Raw genomic sequence first — 24,045 nt, 5'->3', positions numbered from 1 at the left:
GGCGGTCTCCTCCCGCCGCATCGGGCCGCCGCGCTCGGCTCGTCGCGGGACGGTCGCGGCGTGGGCGGTTCCGGCACTGCGGTCGGCGCAACGGGCAGGCCGGCCCGGCAGGGCAGGGCACAGCAGGGCAGGGCACAGCGTGAGCAGGTACGGCGGGCGGGGCGGCCGTGCCGGCCCCGGGGGTCTTGGGGTCAGCCGCGTGCGACCGCTGCGCGGTAGACCGCGGCGATGGAGGGGCCGAAGTACGCCGAGTAGGAGACGTCGGCCGTGTTGCCGCCCTCCTGGTATCCGCCGATGACGCCCGCGACCGCGCCGCGGGTGTGGGCGTCGGAGGTGGTGCCGACGAGGAAGGGGCCGCCGCTGGTTCCGCCGGGGAGGCCGGGGCAGTCGAACTCGATCTGGTGGGCGTTGAAGCGCCGCAGGCGCGACGTGCAGTGGACCGGGCGCTCGGTGCGGCTGGGGTAGCCGATGGCGACGGCGCGGGTGCCGGGGCGCGGGTTGAAGGCAAGGTCTTCCGCGCCTGCCGCGTCCTGGATCCTGCGTCCGGACGCGTCCGGACGCAGGATCAGGAACGCCACGTCGGAGTTCTGGCTGCCGTGGACGGTCCAGCCGCTGTCCGCGACGACGGTGGCCACCGACCAGGTGCCGAAGGGGCGCCGTCCGTCGTGGTAGCCCGGGACGAAGGTGAGGCCGCTGCGGGCGTGTCCGGTGCCGGGGGAGATGACGCAGTGGGCCGCTGTCACCACGATGTCGCGGGTCGGGCTGTCGACCACGGCGCCGCTGCAGAAGTGGTGGTCCGGGCGCGTGGCGGAGGAACCGAAGATCGCGCCGACGCGGGAGGCGCCGCGGAACGTCGTGGAGTCGGTCGCTCCGGCGGCGGCCACCTGGGTCTGGGGCGCGGTCAGCAGGACGGCGAGCAGCGCACCGGCGGCCGTCAACGAACGAAGCGTCATGTATCGCATCTTTTGCCAGGAATGGAACGGTTGCCACCATTGCAGGCAAGCGAGTGAAGTGACGGTGTGTCGGATCCCAAGCGGATGTCGCATCCGATTGTTCAGTATCACTCAACAGATCACTGAAGAACTGTTTGCTGGTGCTGAACGGATGGCGCAGGCGATCCTCGGTTCATGACAGGTCGCCACCTCGGACTCGCCGTCCTCGTCGCCGCCATCTGGGGCGTCAACTTCGTCGCCATCGATGCCGGGCTCAGTCACTATCCGCCCCTGCTCTTCACTGCGCTGCGCTTTCTGGTCGCGGCGGTGCCGGCGGTCTTCCTGGTCGGGCGGCCGGGGGTGCCCTGGCGCCACGTGCTGGCCGGCGGGCTGGTGCTCGGCGCGCTGCAGTTCGGGCTGCTCTTCGAGGGGATGAAGGCGGGCATGCCGGCGGGGCTGAGCTCGCTGGTCCAGCAGGGTCAGGCGGTCTTCACGGCGGCCTTCGCGGCGGCGCTGCTACGGGAGCGGATCGGCGCGCGTCGCCTGCTGGGGCTCGCGGTCGCCGTCGCGGGCATGGCGGTCGCGGCGCTGGACCAGGCCTCGCGCGGCGGGGCCGCGCCGTTGGGCGCGTTCGCCCTGGTCGTGGGAGCGGCGGCGGCGTTCGGGCTCTCCAACATCATCACCCGGAGGGCCGCACCGCCGGACGCACTGCGCTGGATGGTCTGGGTGAGCGTGGTGCCGCCGCTGCCGCTGGCGGCGCTGTCGCTGCTCACCGAGGGGCCCCGGGCGGACGTCCGGGCGCTGACCACCTTCAGCCCGAGCGCCGTGGGCTCGCTGCTCTACGTCGCGTGGGGCGCGACGTTGGTCGGCTTCGGGCTCTGGGGGTACCTGTTGCAGCGTCACGACGCCTCCGTGGTGGCGCCGTTCTCGCTGCTGGTGCCGGTCTTCGGGATGTCGTCGGCCTGGCTGCTCCGCGGGGAGCCGCTGACCCGGCTGTCCGGCGCGGCAGCCGCGTTGGTGATCTCCGGGATCGCGATCGCGTCCATCACCCCTCCGCGGCTCACCCGTCCGCGGCTCACCCGTTCCTGGCTCACCCGTCCGCAGTTCGGGCGGTCGGCGCTCAGTCCTGCGCCGAGGGCTGACCACCCCGAGCAGGCTCGTGGGTGTGTGCGTGAGCATGACCGTGCGGGCCGTGGTGCGGATGGGCCTGCTCGTACGCCTCTTCCGCCACGTGCAGCAGACGCAGCAGCGTCACCCGTTCAGCCGAGCTGACCGGGCCGAAATACTCGGCGGCGACCTCGCGGCGCACCGCCGCGATCTGGGCCACCGCCGCCTCGCCCTGCCCGGTCAGGTGGAGCAGGGTGGCGCGGCGGTCGTCCGGGTCGGGGGAGCGGGTGACCAGTCCTGCCGCCTCCAGGGCGTCAACGACCGTGGTGGCCGAGCGTGGCGCGATGCGCAGCCGCTCCGCCAGCTGGTTGAGGCGGATGCCGCATCCGCCGCTCCAGGCCAGGGTGTCCAGCGCGCGGCCCTGCGAGGGAGTCAGGCCGTGGGGGGCCAGGCGATGGAAGGTGGCCTTCCGCATGCGCTTGCTCGCGCGCATCAGCGCGTCGGCGAGCTCGACCTCGGTGGGGATCGGCTCGGGCGCGGTGGCGGACGGGGCGGCGGTCACGGAAGGGCTCCTGCGTCGGGGGAAGTCAGGATATCGACAGAGCCGGTCTGGGCAGGCATGGGAAATAATTAGAGAGCCAAGCTCATTATGCCTTAGGCTCGCCTAAGCGGCCAGGGTTTCACCGTGGCCGCTGACCTGCTGCCGTACCTCTGGAGGTTTCCATGGCCCGCTCCCATGCCCGCGTCGCCACCGACCGTCCGAACCGCTATGCCAAGCAGCTCGCCTCGCACTTCGGTCGCAAGATCGAGACCAACTGGGACGAGGAGACGGGGCAGGGCTCACTCAGCTTCAGTTTCGGCACGGCCGCCATGACCGCGACGCCGGACGCGCTGCTGCTCGTCGTCGAGGGCGCCGACGACGACCTCGGCCGACTGGAGGATGTCGTCGGCCGCCACCTCGTCCGCTTCGGGACCAAGGACGAGCTGGTCGCCGAGTGGCACCGCGCCGACGGCACCCCCGGCACCGTCCAGCGCAACGAGGAGGAGGCTGCCGCCGAACAGGCCTGACCGGCCGGGATCAACCCAGCGGCAGCTTGAAGCCGACGTGTGAGCCGGTGAAGCCCAGCCGCTCGTAGAAGCGGTGCGCGTCCGTGCGGGAGTTGTCACTGGTCAGCTGCACCAGCGACGCGCCGAGACGGCGCGACTCCGCGACCGCGTGCTCCATCAGCTCCGTGCCCAGCCCGCTGCCCCGCTGGTCGGCGCGGACCCGGACGGCCTCGATGACCGTGCGGGTGGCCCCGCGCCGCGAGAGGCCCGGGATCACCGACAACTGCAGCGTGCCGACCACCTCACCCGACCGCTCCGCCACGATCTGGTGCTGGTTCGGGTCGGCGTCGACTCGGACGAACGCCTCCTCGTAGGGGGCCAGGTCGTCCGGCGACTCCCGTCCGACGCCCAGCGAGTCGGCGGCGAGCATGGCGACGATGGCGGGCAGATCGGCGGCGGTGGCCCGCCGGAAGATGACATCGGTCATGATCGTCACCCTACGCGGCGGGCCGTTGGAGGCGTCGCTCAGGCCGAGAGCTGGGCCTCGATCGCGGCGACCAGTTCCGGTGCCTCCGGCTCGGTCCGCGGGCGGAACCGGCCCACGACCTCGCCCTTCGGCGACAGCAGGAACTTCTCGAAGTTCCAGGTGATGTCACCCGCCTCGCCGGCGGCGTCCTCGGCCGCGGTCAGCTCGGTGTAGAGCGGGTGCCGCTCCGGGCCGTTCACGTCCGTCTTCTCCAGCAGCGGGAAGCTGACGCCGTAGGTGGTCGAGCAGAAGGTCTGGATCTCCTCCGCCGAGCCGGGCTCCTGACCGGCGAACTGGTTGCACGGCACGCCCAGCACGGTGAAGCCGCGCCCGGCGTAGGTCTGCTGGAGCCGCTCCAGGCCTGCGTACTGCGGGGTCAGGCCGCACTTGGACGCGACGTTGACCAGCAGCACCGCCTGGCCCGCGTAGTCGGCGAGGCTGGTGGGCTCGCCGCCCAGGGTCTTCAGCGGAATGTCGGTCAGGCTCATGGTGGATCCTCCGGGGCTCTGCTCGTCAGGGCACGGTCGGCTCGTCAGGGCGCGGTCGGCCGACGTCGAGGGTAGCCCTCGACCATCGGCCACAACCGCGCCGCTGGCCCGCTTCTTCCCGAAGGGTCCCGTGCTTGTTCCCGAAGGACCCGGAACGGACGCCCGGCGCCCGGGTCAGCCGGCCTGAGGGGCGCTGGCGATCACCGAGAACAGGGAGCCGTGCGGGTCGCGCACGGAGGCCATCCGGCCGACGCCCTCGAGCGACGCCGGGCCCATGAGCACGGTGCCGCCGAGCTCGGAGACCTTCTCGGCCGTCGCGTCGCAGTCCGCGACCTCGAAGTAGGGCAGCCACATCGTGACCGTCTCACCGGGGAAGTGGCCCATCAGACCGCCGAAGGAGGTCTCGTCGCTGCCCATGGAGGTGACCGTGTAGGTGAACTCGCCCATGTCGTTGTCGGTCAGCGACCAGCCGAAGACGGAGGTGTAGAAGCCGCGGGCGGCCTCGGCGTCGGCGGTGTGCAGCTCCGTCCAGGAGAGGGAGACCGGGACGGCAGCGATGTCGAAGCCCTTGGTCAGCTGCGGCTGCCAGACGGCGAACTCGCCGCCCTGCGGGTCGGTGAACTGGGCCATCCGGCCGAAGCCCATGACGTCCGAGGCGGGGATGCGGACCTTGCCGCCGGCCTGCTCGACCGCCCTGACGGTGGCCTCGGCGTCGTCGGTGCCGAAGTAGATCGTCCAGGCCGGGGCGGCGCTCGGGTCCATCAGCGGGCCGACCCCGCCGATGCGCTTGCCGCCGCTCAGGTAGAAGCCGTAGCCGCCGGCCTCCGGCCCGGCGTCCTCCTTCTCCCAGCCGAAGAGGGCGGTGTAGAAGGCGTCGGTGGTCTCGACGTCCGGGCTGCCGAGGTCGATCCAGCGCGGGGTGCCCGGGGTGTACTCGGTGCTCAGCATGAGTGCTCCTGTGGATGGTGTCCTGGTGGGTGTGGACCGTGAGCCGCTTCACAGTCTTCCGCGCCCCACTGACAATTCGGGGCCCCCGGGACGGCATGGTCGCGAAGAATCTGTATCGGTCATTTTCGAGCAGACTCGAACGGGAGGGTCGGTTGTCCACAGGGCGTACGGTCCCGCCCGCCGCTGTCGGCCCCACCCGCTACCGTGCTGCCCATGAACCAACTGGCGGTCGTCGAGGGGGTGCTGGAACGCATCACCTTCGCGAGCGAGGAGACGGGCTGGACGGTCGCCCGCGTCGACACCGGTCGCGGCGGGGGCGAGCTCCTCACCGTCGTCGGCGCGCTGCTCGGCGCCCAGCCGGGGGAGAGCCTGCGCATGCACGGCCGCTGGGGCAGCCATCCCCAGTACGGCAAGCAGTTCACCGTCGAGAACTACACCACCGTGCTGCCCGCCACGGTCCAGGGCATCCGCCGCTATCTCGGCTCCGGGCTGATCAAGGGCATCGGGCCGCGCCTGGCCGAGCGGATCGTCGACCACTTCGGCGAGCGGACCCTGGACGTCATCGAGACCGAGCCGGCCCGCCTGATCGAGGTGCCCAAGCTCGGGCCCAAGCGCACCAAGCTGATCGCCGCCGCCTGGGAGGAGCAGAAGGCGATCAAGGAGGTGATGGTCTTCCTCCAGGGCGTCGGGGTCTCCACCTCGCTCGCTGTCCGCATCTACAAGAACTACGGGGACGCCTCCATCTCCGTGGTGAAGAACGAGCCCTACCGCCTGGCCGCCGACGTCTGGGGCATCGGCTTCCTGACCGCCGACCGGATCGCCCAGGCCGTCGGCATCCCGAAGGACAGCCCGCAGCGGGTCAAGGCGGGGCTGCAGTACGCCCTGTCGCAGTCCTCCGACCAGGGCCACTGCTACCTGCCCGAGGAGCGGCTGATCTCCGACGCGGTCAAGCTGCTCGCCGTCGACACGGGCCTGGTCATCGAGTGCCTGGCCGAGCTCGTCGCCGAGGAGGGCCTGGTCCGCGAGCAGGTCCCCGGGGAGGAGCAGGACGAGGCCGGGCACGCGGTGCCGGTCAGTGCGATCTACCTGGTTCCCTTCCACCGGGCGGAGGTCTCCCTGGCCGCCCAGCTCGGCCGGCTGCTGCGCACGCCCGAGGACCGCCTGGGCGGCTTCGCCGACGTCGACTGGACCCGGGCGCTGACGTGGCTGCGCGCCCAGACGGGGGCCGATCTCGCGCCCGAGCAGGAGGCAGCCGTCAGGCTCGCGCTGACCAGCAAGGTCGCCGTGCTGACCGGCGGCCCCGGTTGCGGCAAGTCCTTCACCGTCCGGTCGATCGTCACCCTGGCGCTCGCCCGCAAGGCCAAGGTGGTGCTGGCCGCGCCGACGGGCCGGGCCGCCAAGCGGCTCGCGGAGCTGACCGGGGGTGAGGCCGCCACGGTGCACCGGCTGCTGGAGCTCAAACCGGGCGGGGACGCCGCCTACGACCGCGACCGGCCCCTCGACGCCGACCTGGTCGTGGTCGACGAGGCCTCCATGCTGGATCTGCTGCTGGCCAACAAGCTCGCCAAGGCCGTCCCGCCCGGCGCGCACCTGCTGCTGGTGGGCGACGTGGACCAGCTCCCCTCCGTCGGCGCGGGCGAAGTCCTGCGGGACCTGCTCGCCCCGGGCAGCCCGATCCCGGCCGTCCGGCTGACCCGGATCTTCCGGCAGGCACAGCAGTCCGGCGTGGTCACCAACGCCCACCGGATCAACGAGGGCGTCCCGCCGATCACCGAGGGCCTGGCCGACTTCTTCCTCTTCGCCGAGGAGGACACCGAGCGCACGGCCGATCTGACCGTCGACGTCGTCGCGCGCCGCATCCCGAAGCGCTTCGGTCTCGATCCCGGCCGCGACGTGCAGGTGCTGGCGCCGATGCACCGCGGCCCGGCCGGCGCGGGAAATCTGAACACGCTGCTCCAGGCGGCGATCACGCCCGCTCGCCCGGACCGGCCCGAGCGCCGCTTCGGCGGGCGGACCTTCCGGGTCGGCGACAAGGTCACCCAGATCCGCAACAACTACGACAAAGGACGCAACGGCGTCTTCAACGGCACCGTGGGGGTCGTCACCGCGCTCAACCCGGAGGAGCAGCGGCTCACCGTCCGGACCGACGAGGACGAGGACGTCGACTACGACTTCGACGAGCTGGACGAGCTGGCCCACGCCTACGCGGTGACGATCCACCGTTCGCAGGGCAGCGAGTATCCGTGCGTTGTGATCCCGCTCACCACGAGCGCCTGGATGATGCTCCAGCGCAACCTGCTCTACACGGCGGTGACGCGCGCCAGAAAGCTGGTGGTACTGGTCGGCTCCCGCCGGGCGCTCGGGCAGGCCGTCCGAGCGGTCTCCGCAGGTCGCCGACACACGGCTTTGGACCATAGGCTTTCTCGGGGGTAGGTTCCGCTGTCAGAACTTGAAAGCGAATGACCCGATTCTTTGTGACCTTCGGCTCTTTCGAGCCACCCCGCCTGCACAGGTGTAACCCGCCTGGGGGAAGGTAGGAGGGAGTCAGGGCACCCCTTGAACCCTTGAACAGGGTCATTCCGCTGGTGATGAGGGAAGACGTGAGCGACAACTCTGTAGTACTCCGCTACCAGGGCGGCGAGTACGAGTACCCGGTGACCGAGGCCACCGTCGGCAACGGCGGCTTCGACATCTCGAAGCTTCTTGGCCAGACCGGCCTGACCACCCTGGACAACGGCTTCGGCAACACCGCCGCCTGCAAGTCCGCGATCACCTACATCGACGGTGACGCCGGAATCCTCCGCTACCGCGGATACCCGATCGAGCAGCTGGCCGACCAGGGCACCTTCCTGGAGACCGCCTACCTCCTGATCAACGGCGAGCTGCCCAACGCGGAGCAGCTGCGCATCTTCCAGCACGACATCTCCCAGCACACGCTGCTGCACGAGGACGTCAAGCGCTTCTTCCAGGGCTTCCCGCGCGACGCGCACCCGATGGCGATGCTCTCCTCGGTCGTCAGCGCGCTGTCGACCTTCTACCAGGACAGCCACAACCCCTTCGACGCCGAGCAGCGCTACCTCTCGGCCGTCCGGCTGATCGCCAAGCTGCCGACGATCGCGGCCTACGCCTTCAAGAAGGCCCAGGGCCACCCGTTCGTCTACCCGAAGAACGACCTCGGCTACGTCGAGAACTTCCTGCGGATGACCTTCGCCGTCCCGGCCGAGGAGTACGAGCTCAACCCGGTCGTGGTCAACGCGCTGGAGAAGCTGCTGATCCTGCACGCGGACCACGAGCAGAACTGCTCCACCTCCACGGTGCGTCTGGTCGGCTCCTCGCACGCCAACCTGTTCGCCTCGATCTCGGCCGGCATCAACGCCCTGTGGGGCCCCCTGCACGGTGGCGCCAACCAGGCCGTGCTGGAGATGCTCCAGGGCATCAAGGCCGACGGCGGCGACGTGGACGCCTTCATCCGCAAGGTGAAGAACAAGGAGGACGGCGTCCGCCTGATGGGCTTCGGGCACCGCGTCTACAAGAGCTTCGACCCGCGCGCCCAGATCATCAAGGTCGCGGCCCACGACGTGCTCTCGCAGCTGGGCAAGGCCGACGAGCTGCTGGACATCGCGCTGAAGCTGGAGCAGCACGCGCTGACGGATGACTACTTCGTCTCCCGCAAGCTCTACCCCAACGTGGACTTCTACACCGGCCTGATCTACCGGGCCATGGGCTTCCCGACCAGCATGTTCACCGTGCTGTTCGCGCTGGGCCGGCTGCCCGGCTGGATTGCCCACTGGCAGGAGATGATCACCGACCCGACCAACAAGATCGGCCGTCCGCGCCAGATCTACACCGGCGAGGTCATCCGGGACTACGTCCCGATCGAGGCGCGCTGACGCGCTGACGCGCTGAGACGCGTCGGGACGTCGCACTGACGTAGAACGGGCCCCTGCAGCCGCCGTGGCGGCTGCAGGGGCCCGTTCTCATGTCTGTCGGCTGGTACGGAGCCGCTTGCGGCGCACGGCGGGGCGCGGGGGAGGCCGCTCAACCACCCTGATCACGCCCGCGCCGTGCGCTGTCGGCCGCCCAGCGACGGCGGCCGTCCACCGGGATCCGCCGGAACCCCGGCTCTGGAGTTCTAACACAAAGTTGGCCGGACGAAGTTACGGTCCGGCGATGTGACGCCACACTCACCGACCTTGCATATGCCGATCGGGAGCGGTCCCATCGCCGTTCGTGGTCACCCGTGCGCCCGCAGTCCCGGACGGGCACGGGGCGGGTCGGGGCGACCCGGTGCGAAGCGGGCGAAAGGACGCGTGGTAGGAATCACGTGAGCCGAGGTATGGACTGGGGGCGTAGATGGCTAGAAGTGTCGTCGTGACGGGCGGCGGTACCGGGATCGGACTCGCGGTGTCGCGCCGTTTCGTGGCGGGGGGAGACGCGGTCACCATCGTGGGCCGACGTCAGGAGGTCCTCGAACGGGCCGCCGCGGAGCTCGGTCCGACGGTGCGTCCGCTCGCCTGCGACCTCGCCGACCCCGACGCGGTCGAGGCGCTGCTCAAGGAACTGCCGGGAAGCATCGACGTGTTGGTGAACAACGCCGGCAGCCGCGAAGCCGGCGTCGGCGGCGGCCCGCACGCGCTGCTGGCCCGCTGGCGCGGGGACTTCGAGCGCAACGTGCTGACCGCGGTGCTGCTGACGGAGTCCGTCCGCGACCGGCTGACGCCCGGTCAGGGCCGCGTGGTGACCATCAGCTCGATCGCGGCGCTGCGGGGCGCCGGCTCGTACGGCGCGTCCAAGGCCGCGCTGCACGCCTGGAACCACACCCTGGCCGGACAGTTGGGTCCCATCGGCATCACCGCGAACGTGGTGGCGCCCGGAACGGTGGCGGGCACGGAGTTCTTCGGCGACCGCCTCGACGAGGCGGAGCTCGTCCGCCGGGCCGGACGGACGCTGGTGGGCCGTGTGGGAGCGCCGGAGGACGTGGCGGCGGCGGTCCACTTCCTCGCCTCCCCGGAGGCCGGTTACGTCACCGGCGAGATCCTGCACTGCAACGGCGGCGAGCTGCTCGGCAGGTGAGTCCGGGGCGGCGCGGCGGACGCGAGCCGAGACACCCTGGGAGGACGCCCCTCCGACGAGGGGGAGGTTCCGCCCGGGGTGGCTGGGCGCCCAGTCCCCGGGGCCGGGGCCGGGGCCGCGCCGGTCCTCGGCCGGCCCGGACCCTGCGCGGGTCCTCGCGCGGGTCTCCGCGCCGGTCCTCGGGCAGGCCTCTCGGGAAGCCCCCCGTGCGGGTCTCCGTGCTGGTCCTCGCGCAGGCTCTGGGGCGGGTCCTCGCCCAGGCTTCGGGCGGGTCTCCGCGCCGGTCCTTGGGTGGGTCCCCGGGCGGGTCCCCGGGCGGGTCCTCGCGCCGGTCCTTCGGGCGGGTCTCGTGCGGGCCTCTTGGGCGGGTCCCCGCGCAGGCTTCGGGCGGGTCCCCGCGCGGTCCCCGGGCAGAGTGCCCGCGCGGGTCTCCGCGCCCGCCCCCGCGCGGTCCTCGGGGCCCGCCGGTCCCCGCGCCGCTGAGGTGGTGTAGTCGCCCGCAGTGGCGGAGCGCGTCAGGTCTCGGCCTGGAAGCGGCGCAGCCGGAGGCTGTTGGTGACGACGAAGACGGAGGAGAAGGCCATGGCGGCCCCGGCGATCATCGGGTTCAGCAGCCCCAGCGCGGCCAGTGGCAGCGCGGCCACGTTGTAGCCGAAGGCCCAGAACAGGTTGCCCTTGATCGTGCCGAGGGTGCGGCGCGACAGGCGGATGGCGTCCGCGGCCGAGCGCAGGTCGCCCCGGACCAGCGTCAGGTCCGCGGCCTCGATGGCCGCGTCCGTGCCGGTGCCCATGGCCAGGCCGAGATCGGCCTGGGCCAGGGCGGCGGCGTCGTTGACGCCGTCGCCGACCATGGCGACCGTGCGGCCCTCCGACTGGAGCCGGGCGACGACCCCCGCCTTGTCCTCCGGGAGGACCTCCGCGATGACCTGGTCGGGGTCGATGCCCACCTCCGCCGCCACCGCGCGCGCCACCGTGGCGTTGTCGCCGGTGAGCAGGACGGGGGTGAGTCCCAGCCCGCGCAGGCGGGCGACGGCGTCGGCGCTGGTGGGCTTCGGGCGGTCGGCGACCTCCAGGACGGCACGGGCCGCGCCGTCCCAGCCGACCAGGACGGCCGTCCGTCCGGCAGCCTCCGCCGCGGCCTTGGCCTGCGCCAGTGGCGCGGACAGGCGCATGGCCCAGTCGTCCAGCAGCCGCTGCCGGCCGGCGACGACGGCGTGGCCGTCGACGACGCCCTGGACGCCCAGCCCCGGGACGTTCCGGAAGTCCTCCACCGCGGCGGGCTGTTCGACGGCGGCTGCGACGGCCGCCGCGATCGGGTGCTCGGAGGCGTGCTCGACTGCTGCGGCCAGCCGCAGCGCCTCGGCCTCGTCCACGCCGTCGGCGACGTGCACGCCGACCAGGGACATCCGGCCGGTGGTGACGGTGCCGGTCTTGTCCAGCACGACGGTGTCGACGCGACGGGTGCTCTCCAGCACCTCGGGACCGCGGATCAGGATGCCGAGCTGGGCGCCGCGTCCGGTGCCGACCATGAGGGCGGTCGGGGTGGCCAGGCCCAGCGCGCAGGGGCAGGCGATGATCAGCACCGCCACGGCGGCGGTGAAGCCCTCCGTCGCGCCGTGTCCGGTGGCGAGCCAGGTGACCAGCGTGCCCACGGCGATCAGCAGCACCACGGGGACGAAGACGGCGGAGATCCGGTCGGCGAGCCGCTGCGCGGCAGCCTTGCCGGTCTGGGCCTGCTCGACCAGGGCGGCCATGCGGGCCAGTTGGGTGTCGGCGCCGACGCGGGTGGCCTCGACGACCAGGCGGCCACCGGAGTTGACGGTGGCTCCGGTCACCGCGTCGCCGGGACCGACCTCGACGGGCACGGACTCGCCGGTCAGCATCGAGGCGTCGACCGCCGAGTTGCCCTCGACGACCCGGCCGTCCGTCGCGATCTTCTCGCCCGGCCGGACCACGAAGCGGTCGCCGATCGCCAGCCGGGCGACGGGGACGCGCTCCTCGCGGCCGCCGCGCAGCACCGCGACGTCCTTCGTGCCGAGCTGCAGCAGGGCGCGCAGGGCCGACCCCGCACGGCGCTTGGCGCGGGCCTCCAGATAGCGCCCCAGCAGGATGAGGGCGGTGACGCCGGCGGCCGTCTCCAGGTACAGCGTCCGGGAGGCGTCCTGCGGGGAGAGGCTGAGGTCGAAGCCGTGCCGCATGCCCGGCATGCCGGCGTCGCCCAGGAAGAGCGCCCAGACCGACCAGCCGAAGGCGGCCAGGGTGCCGACCGAGACCAGCGTGTCCATCGTGGCCGCGCCGTGCCGCGCGTTGGTCCAGGCGGCCCGGTGGAACTGCGCGCCGCCCCAGACCACGACGGGGGCGGCGAGCGTCAGCGAGAGCCACTGCCAGTTGCGGAACTGCCAGGCGGGGACCATGGCGAGCAGGACGACCGGGAGGCTGAGTGCCACGGTCACCAGCAGGCGCTGTCGCAGCCGGGTCGTCTCCTCGTCCTGCGGGGAGCCCGCGTCGGCGTCCTTCTCCTCGGGCGCGACGGCGGCCGGCGGCGGGGGCGGCTCCGCGGTGTAGCCGGCCTTCTCCACCGTGGCGATCAGGTCGGCGACGGCGACGTCGGGGGCGAAGTCGACGCTGGCCTTCTCGGTGGCGTAGTTGACCGTGGCGGAGACGCCCTCCATCCGGTTCAGCTTCTTCTCGATCCTGGCCGCGCAGGAGGCGCAGGTCATCCCGCCGATGGCGAGCTCGATCCGCTGGGCGGCCGGGTCTATGCCGGATGTGGCCGTGGTCATGCCGTTCCCTCCTGATGCACTCGGACTGGACGCCGACGGACTCGGTCAGGCGCTGCGGCCGGTGAGCTCGTAGCCGGCCTCGTCGACGGCGGCACGGACCGCGGTGTCGTCGATCGGCTGCTCCGACTCGACGGTGACCGTGCCGGCTTTGGCGTCGGCGGAGACCTGGAGGACGCCGGGCAGCGCGCCGACCTCCTCGGACACCGACTTCTCGCAGTGGCCGCAGGTCATGCCGGAAACGGTGAAGACGGCGGTGGTCATGGCTGCCTCCTGGGGGCTTGCTCGCTGGGTGGGACGTTCGATGATGACAACACCATACCCCCCTAGGGTATGCCGCAGTACGGGGGGTGGATGGAGAAATCTCATCTGTACCGAGAGTAACGAATCGTCGCTGGGGGTAGCAGAAAGCCCGCCGACCACACCCGAAGGTGTGGCGGCGGGCATGCCGGGCGAACGAGCCCTACAGCAGTTCGAGCTCCGGGCGCTTCGCGACGACGTGGTCGCCGGAGGATTCGCCGCGCAGGCGGCGGCCGACCCAGGGGAGCAGGAACTCGCGCGCCCACTGGATGTTCTCCCGCCGCAGGTCCGCCGGGGTGTGCGGGGCGGTCGGCGGCCACGGCGACTCCGGGTCGCCGGCGGGCACGCCGAGCGCACGCGCGGCCAGCTGGGCGACGCGCTCGTGGCCCTCGGGGGAGAGGTGCAGCCGGTCCTCGCTCCAGGCGCGGCGGTCGCGCACCGAGCGCAGGGCCCAGACGTCCGCGACGGCGAGGTCGTGCCGGTCCGCGATCGCGCGCAGGTGCGCGTTGTAGGTGGCGATCTTGCCGCGCAGGTGCTTGAGCACCGGGGTGTCCCGGGTGTCGAACCCGGTGAAGATCAGCACGCGCCCGGCGTGCGGCGTGATCCGGGTGACGGCCTGCTCGAAGCGCTCGGCCACGCCGTCCGGGTCGCTGCCCGGGCGGAGGATGTCGTTGCCGCCGGCGCAGATGCTGACGAGGTCCGGCTGCATCGGCTCCAGCTGCGGGATCTGCTCGGTGGCGATCTGGTCGAGCAGGCGCCCGCGCACGGCGAGGTTGGCGTAGCGCAGGTCGTAACGGCCCGACTCCGTCTGGGGGCGCTGCTCGGCCAGCAGCCGTGCCAGCCGGTCGGCCCACCCGGCGAACCCGCCGTCGGGGCCGGGGTCGTTCAGCCCCTCGGTGAAACTGTCACCGATGGCCACGTAGGACGTGATCTCTGGGGTCTCCTGGGGTGATCGCGAAGTCGGCATGGCACGATACTTCACCTCATGAAGTGACCTACGCCACCGTAGGTAGGCCTTGACGATGGTGAGATGAGGCACGTCCGGCGCGGGGAATAGCCCGCCGACGCGACTCGGCCGGTACCGCGTCGTCGTGACGCCGCACCGGCCGAGTCTGTTCAGTTCAGGTCAGCGGTGCACGTTGAGGATGTGCTGCGAGGACCAGTCGAGCTGCTTCCAGACGCCCTTGCGGGGGTTCGAGTCCAGGACGAGACGCAGGTCGTACTCGCCGGCCGGGAGGCCGTGGTTCGCGACGGCGTCGAAGCCGACGCGGTGGCCGGACCGCCGGTTGCTCTCGCAGATCGCGGTGTTCCAGGCGCTCCAGCGGCCGTGGACGAGCACCCGCTGCTGCAGGCAGATCACGCCGTAGGAGGTGCGGTAGTCGTAGCCGGTGCCGGTCACGTGGAAGGCCTGGCCGGTCTTGATGCTGGACGGCGCGCTGATCGAGACGTAGTGCGACGACGCGGCGGACGCGGCCCCCGCGGCGCCCACGGTGCCGACGAGAGCGCAGGTCGCGACCGCGGCCACGGCGGCGGCGCGCATGGTGGTACGCATGGTGGTTCCCCCCAATTTGCAGTTGATCGTATGTCGTTGGCGCAGAAGGACCCGCGTGGACGGGTCCGAACGTGCTGACGCCGAGGCTATCGAACCGGTTCCTGGCCGGCTCTGGGTTTTTTCACAGGGAGCGGTCGGTCACGTCCCGGGCGGGCTCGGCGGCCGGTACCAGCGCTGGTGCGGCTCCAGTGGGGGCTGCTGCGGACGCGGCCGGGTGCGGCGCGGCGGCAGGTCGCCCTCGCGGCGGGCGCGGTGGACGATCAGCCCGAGCCAGCCGAGGCCCAGGCAGGACACCAGCACCAGCCCGAGCGTGGAGAAGAGGGTGAACAGCGCCACCTGGTCGCGGGTCGGGTCGGGCAGGTAGCCGAGGTCGAAGACGGCCCGCTGCCACCGCGTCTCGGTCAGCCTGCCCACGATCCAGGTCGCGATGCCGTGCGTGGAGTCCCACAGCGCGTGCAGCACGGAGACGCCGAGGAAGGTGAGCAGGACGCGCAGGTTCAGCCGGAAGCGCCCGTCGCCGCGTCGCTCGTGGAACAGCACCGCGCCCAGGATCGCCGTCCACAGGCCGTGGCCGAGCGGCGTCAGGATGCCGCGCAGGATCTCGGTCGAGACCAGGTCCCGGAGCGAGTACCCGTGCTCGGTCAGTACCGCGTTGAAGGCGTACCCGGCGCTCTCGAAGGCCGCGAAGCCGAAGCCGACCGTCGCGCCGAGCACCAGGCCGACCCGGACGCCGCCCGCGGGGATCCGGCGGGTCAGCAGGATCAGCACCCAGGCCTTGACCGCCTCCTCGATCAGGCCGACCCCCAGGTAGAGCCAGACCGAGGACCTGAGCAGGTAGTACTCGAGCAGCGACGCGCCCAGCACACCGATGACCCCGCCCACGGCGAAGCAGGCGACGATGCGGTCGGTGCCCAGGTCCTGTCCGTACCGCTCGTGCGCCCAGACCACGAAGCTGCCCGGCACGAGGAAGCTGCCGAGCAGGACCACGGTCGGCACGAGGGTGTGGTTGCCGGTCCAGTAGGTGACGGCCACGCTGGCCGCCCACAGCGCGAGGCCTACGAGGAAGCAGGTGCGCCAGCGGTGGGTGCGCGTGTCGGGGAGGGGCGGGCGCTGCGGCGGGCGCGGGGGCGGAGCGGCCGCAGCGGACATGTCGGGGCCTCCCGGCGAGTGGATATCTCCCTTTCTGTCATATTTCCTCATCCGTCGCAGGGCGGTGATCCAAACGTGTTGCTTACCGGGCATTCCGATAAATTCGGCGTGTGAGAAGCACGCGGCCCGGCGACCGAGCGGGCTTTCCCGCGCCGTCGGCCGGCCTGGCCGTCGAGACCGGCGCCACCCTGCTGGGGCTCCCGATGTGGCAGCGGCTGCTGCCGATCGGCGCTGCGATGGCCGTCGTCTGCGCCGCCGACCTGCTGGCCGGTCACGACACCTACCTGGCTTCGCTGATGTCCGTGGTGCCGCCGTTGGCCGCACTGCTGCTGTATCCCCTGGAGGTGGTCGTCAGCAGCAGCCTGGGCCTGCTGCTGATGGTGGGGCTCACCCGCTACGACGGCCTCGGGGACGCGGAGGCGCGCAAGCTCTTCGAGGGCACCCTGGTGGCCTACGTCGCACTCACCGTCGCCGCCGTGTTCATCTCGCACTTCCGGATCATCAGGACCCGCCACCTGGTGGCCGTCCGCACGGTCGCCGAAGCGGCCCAGCTGGCCCTGCTGCCGCCGCCCGAGCCGCGCGTCGGACCGGTCCGGGTCGCCGCACGCTACGTCTCGGCGGCCGACCTGGCCCAGATCGGCGGCGACCTGTACGCGGTGCTGGACACCCCCTACGGCGTGCGCGCCCTGATCGGCGACGTCCGGGGCAAGGGCCTGCCGGCCGTGCGGATGGCCTCCCTGGTGCTGGGCGCGTTCCGCGAGTCCGTCTACGACGAGCCGGAACTGGCGGGCGTCGCCGCGCGCCTGGACCGGAGCGTGGCGCGCCACGCGGCCACGGGCGAGTTCACGACGGCGCTGCTGGTGCAGTTCGAGCCGCCGGACACCATCGAGTTGGTCCACTGCGGCCACGTCCCGCCGCTGCGCGTCCGGCCGGACGGTTCGGCGAGTGTGCTGGAGCCGCCGGACCCCTGGGTCCCGCTCGGGCTGGCCGGCCTGGCCGGGGGCAAACCCCAGCCCTGGCTCGAACGCTTCGCCCCGGGCGACCGGCTCTTGCTCTACACCGACGGGGTCGCCGAGGCCCGCGACGCGGACGGCGCGTTCTACCCGCTCGCCACCCGCGTACCGGAGCTGATCGGCTCCGCCGCCTCGGACCTCGACGCGGTCCTGCTCTCCGTCCACACCGACGTCACCCGCACCACCGGCGGACCGCTGCGCGACGACGCCGCCCTGATGCTCCTCACCTGGGCCGACCCGCCAGCGGAGCGCTGAGCCGCACCCCTGGGCCCGCCCCCCGGGCGCAGCGTGCCTGAGCCTCTCCCGACCCGGCCGACCCCGCCGACCCATGGCCGACCAGGGCGAAGCCTGCCCGCGCGGGGACGGCCTGCCCAGCGTCGGCCGGGAACGTCGGGGAGGGTCCGGGGGGCGGCGGAACCGCCGGCTGCGCGCCCGACCCCGCCTGCCGCGTGTGACCCCGACGCGTGTGGTCCGCGGCCCGGCCTCGGCAGGCCGGGCCGGCGAGGCACGGGGGTCAGCGGATCGGGAGGTCCTTGGTGTGCTCCTTGTCGACTCCGACGAGCCCGGCCGGGTCGAGGCCGAGGAGGGTGAGGATCGTCGGGGCGATCTGCTTGGTCTCGACGGGGGCGGTGTCGACGACGTGGTTGGGCGTGAACGCGCCGCTGATCACCAGCGGGACGTTCAGGTCGTCGGGGTGGGCGCCGCCATGCTCGGCGATCTTGCCCGTACCGCCGGTGTAGACGACGCCTTCCTGGCTGATGCCGAAGATGTCCGGCACGCGCGCGTCGCCCGGCTTCACGCCGAAGTACTTCGCGGCCGCCGCGCCCGCGTAGACCGTGGCGAGGCCGCTGTGGGTGAAGGACTTGGGCGCCTTGTCGATGTCCGTGCCCTTGCCGGACTGTGCGAGCAGGTACGACTTGGCGAAGTCCGTCGCCGCCGGGGAGCGGTCGCTCAGCCAGAGCAGCATGCCGTCGTCGTCGACCGAGTGGACCACGAGGTCGCCCGCGCTCGGGTGGAGCTTCTTCCACGCCGCGTTCAGACCGGCCAGCAGTGGCGCGTCGTCGATGCGGGTCAGCGTCTTCGGGTCGGTCGGGGACTGGCCGTGCTTGGAGGACAGGATGATCGTGGTGGTCTTGTCCAGGTGGCGCTTGCGCAGCTCCGAGACCATGCGGCCGATCTCGTCGCTGACGAAGTCCAGGTTCTTGGCCAGCAGTGGGCCGGGGACGTTCGTCGAGGCGTAGCCGCCCTTCAGGCCGTCCGAGGAGGGGAGCTTCTGTGCGGTGGAGACCGCCTGGAAGTTCATGCCGAAGATGGCCGGCGTGCCGACCCGGTCGGTGTGCTGGTGGTTGAAGCCGTCGATCTCGTTGAGGACGGCCTGCACCCTGTAGTTGTCGTACTGCTCGGTCGCCTTGTTGTCGGTGGTCCAGTCGCCGCCCGCCGGGTAGCCGTTCGCGTCCGAGTTGATCTCCGGCGTGAACAGGTCGTCGATGCCGGTCCCGGTGGGGCCGTCCAGGATCTCGTAGGCGGCGTGCTTGTCCGACCAGGCCGTCCGCAGGCCGGCGTTCTGGGCCACCTCGAACACGGTGTTGGCCAGCAGGTAGGAGTGCGGGTACACGGGCTTGCAGGTCTTCGGGTCGACCGGCAGCTTGCTCGGGTCGATCAGCTTCTGCGGGGCGCCGGTCATCTGCAGGATCGAGCCGGGCAGGCCCGTAAGGCCCTCGCCGGCGTCGATGCTGGACTTGTTCTTGTCCAGGTCCTCGGTGAAGTCGATCTCGGCCCCGGGCTTGACGCCCTTGCAGTTCGTCGTGCCTGCGGGCAGCAGCTTGGCGTTCCAGGCGTCGTCGTAGTAGACGCCGGTGGTGCCGGGGCCGCCGCCGGTGAACTGGGCGACCATGCCGGGGAAGCTGTCCGACGGGATCGTCGTGCTGGCCTGCGTGTACTGGGTCCCGCCCGTCACCAGCTGGGCGAGAGCCGAGCCCGGGTGCGTCGAGACGTACCACTCCAGGTCGGACTGGTGCATGCCGTCGACGGAAAGGACCAGGACGTGGCGCGGCTTGCTGGTCGGGGCGCTCTTCAGCGGGGAGGCCACGGCCTGGGCGAAGAACGCCCCGCCGAGCATCCCGGCGGAGCCGAGCGCGGCCGCGAGGCGCAGGGTACGTCGGGTCACTGGATGAGTCTCCTCGTCGCGCGCTGTTTGGCTTGAGTGATCAAGTGGTCTGGGCCAGCGCAGCGCCCGCGACATGAGTAGTGGCCCGGGGTGACCCCGGGGGAGACGGTCGCTGAACGCCGGACGACCCGGGGAGTCCTCTTACCGGCTCCCTACCGTCGAACGGTGGCAGCGCCCCTTCCACCCCGATCGGGTTCCGTCGAGCGCCCTCAGATCATATGCGGACGGATTCGGGCCAATGGTTAACGTCAGGCAAGGGACCGGGAAGTTCCGGCTGAGTTCCGCGAGGAGTCTCTTGCCGGCTTCCTGTGCGTCTCCTGTCCGTCGGCCGGGCAAGCGGCGGCTTCCCGCCGGCGGACGGTGCGGGCGCGTCCGGTCGGGGATGGCCGGTCGGGGGTGGCCGGGCTGTCGGTGGGCCGCCCTATGCTGGCGCGATGGCAGCAGTCGACCCCGCCCGCACCGGGCCCCTCGCCGGCGCGATCGACCCGCGCGCGTCCCGGGCCGTGCCGCGCGACGCGTGGCTGTGCGCCACACTGCTGCTGACGCTGGGTTCGCTGCTGGGCGCCGCGCTCGCGGCGCCCCCGGCCGGGGTGAACGCCGGCGCGGCCCTCGGCGGGCTGCTCTTCCTCGGCTCCTCCGTGCACGTCGCCAGCAGCGCCTGGTTCTGCACGGTGCCGGAGGTGCGCCGTTTCATGGCCGCCCGGCGAGGTCGGTACCTGGCGGCCCCGCTGGGCCTCGTCGCCGGGATGACGCTGCTGGGCGCCCTGGTCCCGCCGGGGCCGTTCGCGCTGCTGCTGCTCGCCTTCTTCGCCTGGCAGTTCTTCCACTTCCAGAAGCAGAACCTGGGTCTGGCCGCGCTCGCCTCCGCCGCCTACGGCACCGGGCCGCTGCGCCGCGGGGAGCGCCTGGCCGTCACCGCGACCGGGGTGTTCGGCACGTTCGGGCTGCTCTGCCACCCGGCGCTGCTCCAGCTGACCGGCTCGGTGCCCCGGCTGACCGGCCTCTTCCCCGTCGCTGCGGCCCTGTTCGCCGTCGCGGTCGGCTACGGCGCGGTGCAACTGCTGCGCCGTCGGCCGGAGGAGCGGCCCTGGCAGGTCGCCGCGCTCTTCGGCACGGCGCTCGGCTTCTTCCTGCCGGTCTTCCTCTTCGACTCGCCGTACGCGGCCGTCGCCGGGCTGACCATGGCGCACGGTTTCCAGTACCTGGTGATGATGGGCCTGGTGGCGGGCGGCGGCCCGGTCGAGCGAATACCGAGACTGATCTCGCTGGCCGTGCTGCTGAACATCGCGCTGCTGCTCGGCCTGCTGCTGAACCTGGCCTCCCACCTGCACGGCGGCGGTCCCGCGGAGCGCGCGCTCTACGGGGCCTACCTGGGCGCGGTGATGGCGCACTTCGTCATGGACGCCGGCCTGTGGCGGCTCCGCGACGCGTTCCCGCGTGCCTTCCTGCGGGAGAGGCTGCCCTACCTGCTCGGGTGATCGTGTGACGCGGTGAGCCCGTGAGCCCGTGAGCCCCTGAGCCCGTGGGCAGGCGACCGCTGGTGAGGCGTTCGGCGGGTGTGCCGGTGAGTCACAGCCCGGCGAGAGGTGCCGCAGTGACGAGGCGTCGGCGGGAGCCCTCAGGGCGAGGGGAGCGCCGCCCTGTCCGTCGGGTCACCCGCCGCCGCAGCCTCCGGCCGCGCTCGCGCTCGCGCCGAGCAGCACCACGAACCCGACGGCGAGCCCGGCGAGCGTGACCAGGGAGATCAGCACCGCGAGCGTCGCCTTCCGGTTGCCGCGGCCTGCCGCCTGCGCGTGCGCCGCCTCCGGCTCCGGCTCCGGCTCTGTCTCCGGCCCTGGCGTCGGCGGGAGGTCCGTCCAGCTCGTGTCCGTCGTCATGCCCCATGGGACGCGGGCGGCTCTGAATCGGTTTCATCCCCGCTGCCGCAGGGCCCATGACGGGAGGTCAGCAGCGGCGGGAGGTCAGTAGCGCGAGCCGGTGGGGGCCGGGAGGGCGCCCAGTTCGGCGAGGTCCGCCGCGTCGAGCGTCAGCGCTGCCGCGCCCGCGTTGTCCACCAGGTACTTCGGGGTCTTGGTGCCCGGGATCGGCACCACGTAGCGGCCCTGGGCCACCACCCATGCCAGCGCGACCTGCGCCGGCGTCGCGCCGTGGCGCTCCGCGACCTTCCTGACGGTCCCGACGATCGCCTGGTTGGCGGCCAGCGCCTCCGCCTGGAAGCGCGGCAGGGTGGAACGCCAGTCGTCGGCGGGCAGGTCCTGCGCACCGGCGAAGCGTCCGGCCAGGAAGCCGCGGCCCAGCGGGGAGAACGGCAGGAAGGCGATGCCGTGGCTCTCGCAGTAGGGGAGCACCTCCGCGAGGGGGTCCCGGGTCCACAGGGAGAGCTCGGACTGGACCGAGGCCACCGGGTGCACCGTCCGGGCGCGCTCGATGTCCTCCACGCTCACCTCGGACAGGCCGATCGCGCGCGCCTTGCCGGCGCCGACGGCTTCCGCCATCGCACCCCAGGACTCCTCGATCGGCACCTCGGGGTCGACCCGGTGCAGCTGGTACAGGTCGACGTGGTCGGTGCCGAGCCGTCGCAGGCTGGCGTCGATTCCGGCGCGGATGTGCTCCGGCCTGCCGTTGCGCGCCAGCGCGGCTGCGCCGCCGCCGAGGCCGCCCTCGGGGAGGACCAGCCCGACCTTGGTCGCCAGCACGGCGCGATCGCGGTGCCCGCCGCCCAGCGCGCGCCCGACCAGCTCCTCGTTGGTGAAGGGCCCGTACGCGTCGGCGGTGTCGATCAGCGTCACGCCGAGGTCCAGCGCCCGCCGGATGACCGAGACGGACGTCTCGTCGTCCCGGCCGCCCGGGTCGTAGGCGTGCGACATGCCCATGCAGCCGAGGCCGACGACCCCGACCTCGGGTCCGTCGGCGCCGAGGGTGGTGGTGCGAACGGTGCTGCCGCTCATCTGCGTCATTCCTTGCCTGTCCGGATGGTCCGGCGGATGGTTCGTGATCAACGATAGTTGAGGTCATCAATTTCGCGGACGTAGACTCGCTCCATGAGCACGAGCAAGGCCGATCTGATGGACGTGATCGCGGCCGTCGGCGGCGCCTACTACCAGGACTTCGCCGCCGTCGCGGCCCGCCACGGCCTGACCCCCGTCCAGGCCAAGGTCCTGGGCGCGGCGGTCCGCGCGCCGCTGCCCATGCGGGCCCTGGCCGAGGCGCTGGTCTGCGACGCGTCCAACGTGACCGGCATCGTCGACCGGCTCGAGTCCCGTGGTCTCGTGCGCCGGGAGGCGGGCCCGCAGGACCGCCGCGTCAAGATCGTCACCGCGACGGACGAGGGCCGCGCGGCGATCCTCGCCGTCCGCGAGGACATGAAGTCGGTCCACGACGCGCTCGACCGCCTCGACGAGGCCGAGCGGGACTCCCTGCACGACATCCTGCGGAAGCTGCTGCCGGAACTCGTGGCCCGCTAGGCAGGCGCTTTCCGCGGACACCTCGGTCGGCCCGGTGAAGTCCGGTGGCGCCGCTGCGGCATGCCACTCGGGCCCGGCCCCTACGTCTCGGGCCCCTACTGGGGAAAGACCGGCAGCGCCGTCTCGAAGAGCCACTCCTCCAGCAGGCCGTCGATCGGCTGGGCGCTGTAGCGGCGGACGTGGGCCAGGAACGCACCCGTACTCACCACGCCGTGCCGGTGCAGGCGGGTCCAGTCCCGCAGCATGCGGAAGAACGCCTCGTCGCCCAGGGCCACGCGCAGCGCGTGGACGGTGACGCCGCCGCGCTGGTAGAGGCGGTCGTCGAACATCAGACGGCGGCCCGGGTCCGCCAGGCGCAGGTCCTGGGGGAGCGAGACCAGCAGTTGGTACGCCTTCAGCGCGCGTTCGGCCGCGCACATGCCGCCGGTGGCCTCGGACCACAGCCACTCCGCGTACTTGGCGAAGCCCTCGTTGAGCCAGATGTGGCTCCAGTCCGCGACGGTGAGGCTGTTGCCGAACCACTGGTGCGCCAGCTCGTGGGCGACCATCCGCTCGGAGTGCCAGCCGGCTTCGAGGTGGTTGGTGCCGAAGGTGGCCATCGCCTGGGACTCGACCGGGACGTCCAGCTCCTCGTCGACGACGACGGCGGTGTAGCGGTCGAAGGGGTAGGGGCCGAAGAGGTCCTGGAACAGCCGCATCATCTCCGGCTGCCGCGAGAACGCCGCGGCGAAGGCCGGCACCTTGGGGTGCGGCGCCCAGCCGAACTGCGGCACGCCCTCGGCGTCCGGGTCGTCCAGGCGGATCTGGTGCAGCGGACTGATGGCGATGCCGACCAGGTAGCCCGCGGTCGGCGCGGGCTGCTCGTACACCCAGGTGGTGCTGGACGACTTGACGGTCCGTGTCAGCAGCGTCCCGCCCAGGGCGACCGCGTAGGACGACGGCGTCGTCACCGAGATCTGGTACGAGGCCTTGTCGGCGGGGCGGTCGTTGCAGGGGTACCAGGACGGCGCGCCGGTCGGCTGGCTGGCCACCAGCGCGCCCTCGTTCAGCTCCTCCCAGCCGATACCGCCCCAGGGGCTCCGGACAGGCTTCGGGTTGCCGGTCCAGTGCACCTCGACGGTGAACGCCGCGCCGGGGAGCAACGGCTTGACCGGACGCAGGCGCAGCTTGCCCGCGCGGTGCGCGTAGTGCGGGGCCTTGCCGTTGACCAGGACCCGGCCGATGCGGAAGCCCGCGGCCAGGTCCAGGGCGAACTCGGCGAGCGGGCCGCCGCCCTCCGCCGCTATGGCGCTCAGCCGCGCGGTGCCGGCCAGCCGGTTCGGCTCGGGGCGGTAGTCGAGTGCGATCTCGTAGCGGTGCACGTGGTAGCGCGGGTCGCCGTTGGTCGGGAAGTACGGGTCGACGTCGGGCACGCCCGGTCTGCCCGTCGCGTGCTGCTGCTGCCGGGCCTGTCGGGGACTCACCGGTGTTCCGCTCCCTGCCGCTGTGCTTCCGTGCGT

21 protein-coding genes and 1 pseudogene are annotated in these 24,045 nt (G+C 72.2%); 8 read left to right on the top strand and 14 right to left on the bottom strand.

Translation table 11 applies throughout. The features are described 5' to 3' along the window. Positions 1-191: 191 nt before the first annotated feature. Positions 192-953 carry a trypsin-like serine peptidase gene (locus tag TR50_RS15200; RefSeq protein ID WP_160311116.1) on the bottom strand — a complete coding sequence of 254 codons (762 nt, stop codon included), beginning with the start codon at positions 951-953 and terminating at the stop codon, positions 192-194. A 174-nt stretch (positions 954-1,127) separates the two neighbouring features. Here TR50_RS15200 and TR50_RS44190 point away from each other — a divergent pair, with 174 nt between their 5' ends. After that, complete coding sequence (locus TR50_RS44190) at positions 1,128-2,204, top strand: EamA family transporter (protein WP_084700325.1); 1,077 nt, start codon at positions 1,128-1,130, stop codon at positions 2,202-2,204. A 103-nt stretch (positions 2,205-2,307) separates the two neighbouring features. Here the strand turns inward: TR50_RS44190 and TR50_RS48750 are convergent. Beyond that, positions 2,308-2,514, bottom strand: a pseudogene (locus TR50_RS48750) (MarR family winged helix-turn-helix transcriptional regulator); the annotation flags it as partial. 248 nt (positions 2,515-2,762) lie between these two features. Here TR50_RS48750 and TR50_RS15185 point away from each other — a divergent pair. Further along, positions 2,763-3,107 (top strand): DUF2218 domain-containing protein, encoded by a 345-nt coding sequence (locus tag TR50_RS15185; protein ID WP_042420795.1) that lies wholly within the window; start codon positions 2,763-2,765, stop codon positions 3,105-3,107. A 10-nt stretch (positions 3,108-3,117) separates the two neighbouring features. Here TR50_RS15185 and TR50_RS15180 read toward each other — a convergent pair whose 3' ends face one another. The 3 genes from TR50_RS15180 to TR50_RS15170 form a co-directional block, all read right to left on the bottom strand. Further along, the gene (locus tag TR50_RS15180; RefSeq protein WP_042420931.1) at positions 3,118-3,573 is read right to left on the bottom strand and encodes a GNAT family N-acetyltransferase; all 456 of its coding nucleotides are present in this window, start codon (positions 3,571-3,573) and stop codon (positions 3,118-3,120) included. A gap of 38 nt (positions 3,574-3,611) precedes the next feature. Next, on the bottom strand, positions 3,612-4,100 hold the full coding sequence (locus tag TR50_RS15175) for a glutathione peroxidase (RefSeq protein WP_042420792.1): 489 nt from the start codon (positions 4,098-4,100) through the stop codon (positions 3,612-3,614). A 174-nt stretch (positions 4,101-4,274) separates the two neighbouring features. Beyond that, positions 4,275-5,048 (bottom strand): VOC family protein, encoded by a 774-nt coding sequence (locus TR50_RS15170; RefSeq protein ID WP_042420790.1) that lies wholly within the window; start codon positions 5,046-5,048, stop codon positions 4,275-4,277. A 213-nt stretch (positions 5,049-5,261) separates the two neighbouring features. Between TR50_RS15170 and recD2 the strand changes: the two genes are divergently transcribed. The 3 genes from recD2 to TR50_RS15155 all read left to right on the top strand — a co-directional run bounded on the left by recD2 (position 5,262) and on the right by TR50_RS15155 (position 10,121). Further along, complete coding sequence (gene recD2, locus TR50_RS15165) at positions 5,262-7,481, top strand: SF1B family DNA helicase RecD2 (RefSeq protein WP_042420788.1); 2,220 nt, start codon at positions 5,262-5,264, stop codon at positions 7,479-7,481. A gap of 167 nt (positions 7,482-7,648) precedes the next feature. Next, a complete protein-coding gene (locus tag TR50_RS15160) occupies positions 7,649-8,938 on the top strand; it encodes a citrate synthase (protein ID WP_042420786.1) in 1,290 nt (429 codons plus the stop codon). A gap of 463 nt (positions 8,939-9,401) precedes the next feature. Further along, positions 9,402-10,121 carry an SDR family NAD(P)-dependent oxidoreductase gene (locus TR50_RS15155; protein WP_042420784.1) on the top strand — a complete coding sequence of 240 codons (720 nt, stop codon included), beginning with the start codon at positions 9,402-9,404 and terminating at the stop codon, positions 10,119-10,121. Between the two features lie 515 nt (positions 10,122-10,636). Here TR50_RS15155 and TR50_RS15150 read toward each other — a convergent pair. From TR50_RS15150 to TR50_RS15130, 5 genes are all read right to left on the bottom strand, one after another. Further along, positions 10,637-12,904, bottom strand: a complete 2,268-nt coding sequence (locus tag TR50_RS15150) for a heavy metal translocating P-type ATPase (protein WP_042420782.1) — start codon at positions 12,902-12,904, stop codon at positions 10,637-10,639. 45 nt (positions 12,905-12,949) lie between these two features. Beyond that, complete coding sequence (locus TR50_RS15145) at positions 12,950-13,165, bottom strand: heavy-metal-associated domain-containing protein (RefSeq protein WP_052441010.1); 216 nt, start codon at positions 13,163-13,165, stop codon at positions 12,950-12,952. A gap of 199 nt (positions 13,166-13,364) precedes the next feature. Next, a complete protein-coding gene (locus TR50_RS15140) occupies positions 13,365-14,168 on the bottom strand; it encodes an SGNH/GDSL hydrolase family protein (protein WP_042420780.1) in 804 nt (267 codons plus the stop codon). A 159-nt stretch (positions 14,169-14,327) separates the two neighbouring features. Further along, positions 14,328-14,753, bottom strand: coding sequence for a hypothetical protein (locus TR50_RS15135; RefSeq protein WP_042420777.1), 426 nt, complete (start codon positions 14,751-14,753; stop codon positions 14,328-14,330). Between the two features lie 138 nt (positions 14,754-14,891). Next, a complete protein-coding gene (locus tag TR50_RS15130; protein WP_052441009.1) occupies positions 14,892-15,902 on the bottom strand; it encodes a PrsW family intramembrane metalloprotease in 1,011 nt (336 codons plus the stop codon). A 110-nt stretch (positions 15,903-16,012) separates the two neighbouring features. Here TR50_RS15130 and TR50_RS15125 point away from each other — a divergent pair, with 110 nt between their 5' ends. Continuing rightward, complete coding sequence (locus tag TR50_RS15125) at positions 16,013-17,170, top strand: PP2C family protein-serine/threonine phosphatase (RefSeq protein WP_052441008.1); 1,158 nt, start codon at positions 16,013-16,015, stop codon at positions 17,168-17,170. Positions 17,171-17,429: 259 nt separating this feature from the next. Here TR50_RS15125 and TR50_RS15120 read toward each other — a convergent pair whose 3' ends face one another. Further along, positions 17,430-19,082 (bottom strand): alkaline phosphatase family protein, encoded by a 1,653-nt coding sequence (locus TR50_RS15120; protein WP_042420776.1) that lies wholly within the window; start codon positions 19,080-19,082, stop codon positions 17,430-17,432. A gap of 434 nt (positions 19,083-19,516) precedes the next feature. Here TR50_RS15120 and TR50_RS15115 point away from each other — a divergent pair, with 434 nt between their 5' ends. Next, on the top strand, positions 19,517-20,560 hold the full coding sequence (locus TR50_RS15115; protein ID WP_042420774.1) for a hypothetical protein: 1,044 nt from the start codon (positions 19,517-19,519) through the stop codon (positions 20,558-20,560). Positions 20,561-20,734: 174 nt separating this feature from the next. On the opposite strand, the gene TR50_RS15110 is transcribed toward TR50_RS15115, so the two are convergent. Continuing rightward, entirely contained in the window at positions 20,735-20,959 is a 225-nt protein-coding gene (locus TR50_RS15110; RefSeq protein WP_042420772.1) for a hypothetical protein, read from the bottom strand. A gap of 84 nt (positions 20,960-21,043) precedes the next feature. After that, positions 21,044-22,039, bottom strand: a complete 996-nt coding sequence (locus tag TR50_RS15105; RefSeq protein WP_439654222.1) for an aldo/keto reductase — start codon at positions 22,037-22,039, stop codon at positions 21,044-21,046. Positions 22,040-22,123: 84 nt separating this feature from the next. Here TR50_RS15105 and TR50_RS15100 point away from each other — a divergent pair, with 84 nt between their 5' ends. After that, a complete protein-coding gene (locus tag TR50_RS15100) occupies positions 22,124-22,546 on the top strand; it encodes a MarR family winged helix-turn-helix transcriptional regulator (protein ID WP_042420768.1) in 423 nt (140 codons plus the stop codon). A 95-nt stretch (positions 22,547-22,641) separates the two neighbouring features. On the opposite strand, the gene TR50_RS15095 is transcribed toward TR50_RS15100, so the two are convergent. Beyond that, positions 22,642-24,009: a M1 family metallopeptidase gene (locus TR50_RS15095; protein WP_439654221.1), complete on the bottom strand. Its 1,368-nt coding sequence runs from the start codon at positions 24,007-24,009 to the stop codon at positions 22,642-22,644. Positions 24,010-24,045: the final 36 nt, after the last annotated feature.

The sequence above is a fragment of the Streptacidiphilus anmyonensis genome, assembly GCF_000787855.1.
Lineage (GTDB): Bacteria > Actinomycetota > Actinomycetes > Streptomycetales > Streptomycetaceae > Streptacidiphilus > Streptacidiphilus anmyonensis.
This window is presented reverse-complemented; position numbering and strand designations above follow the sequence as displayed.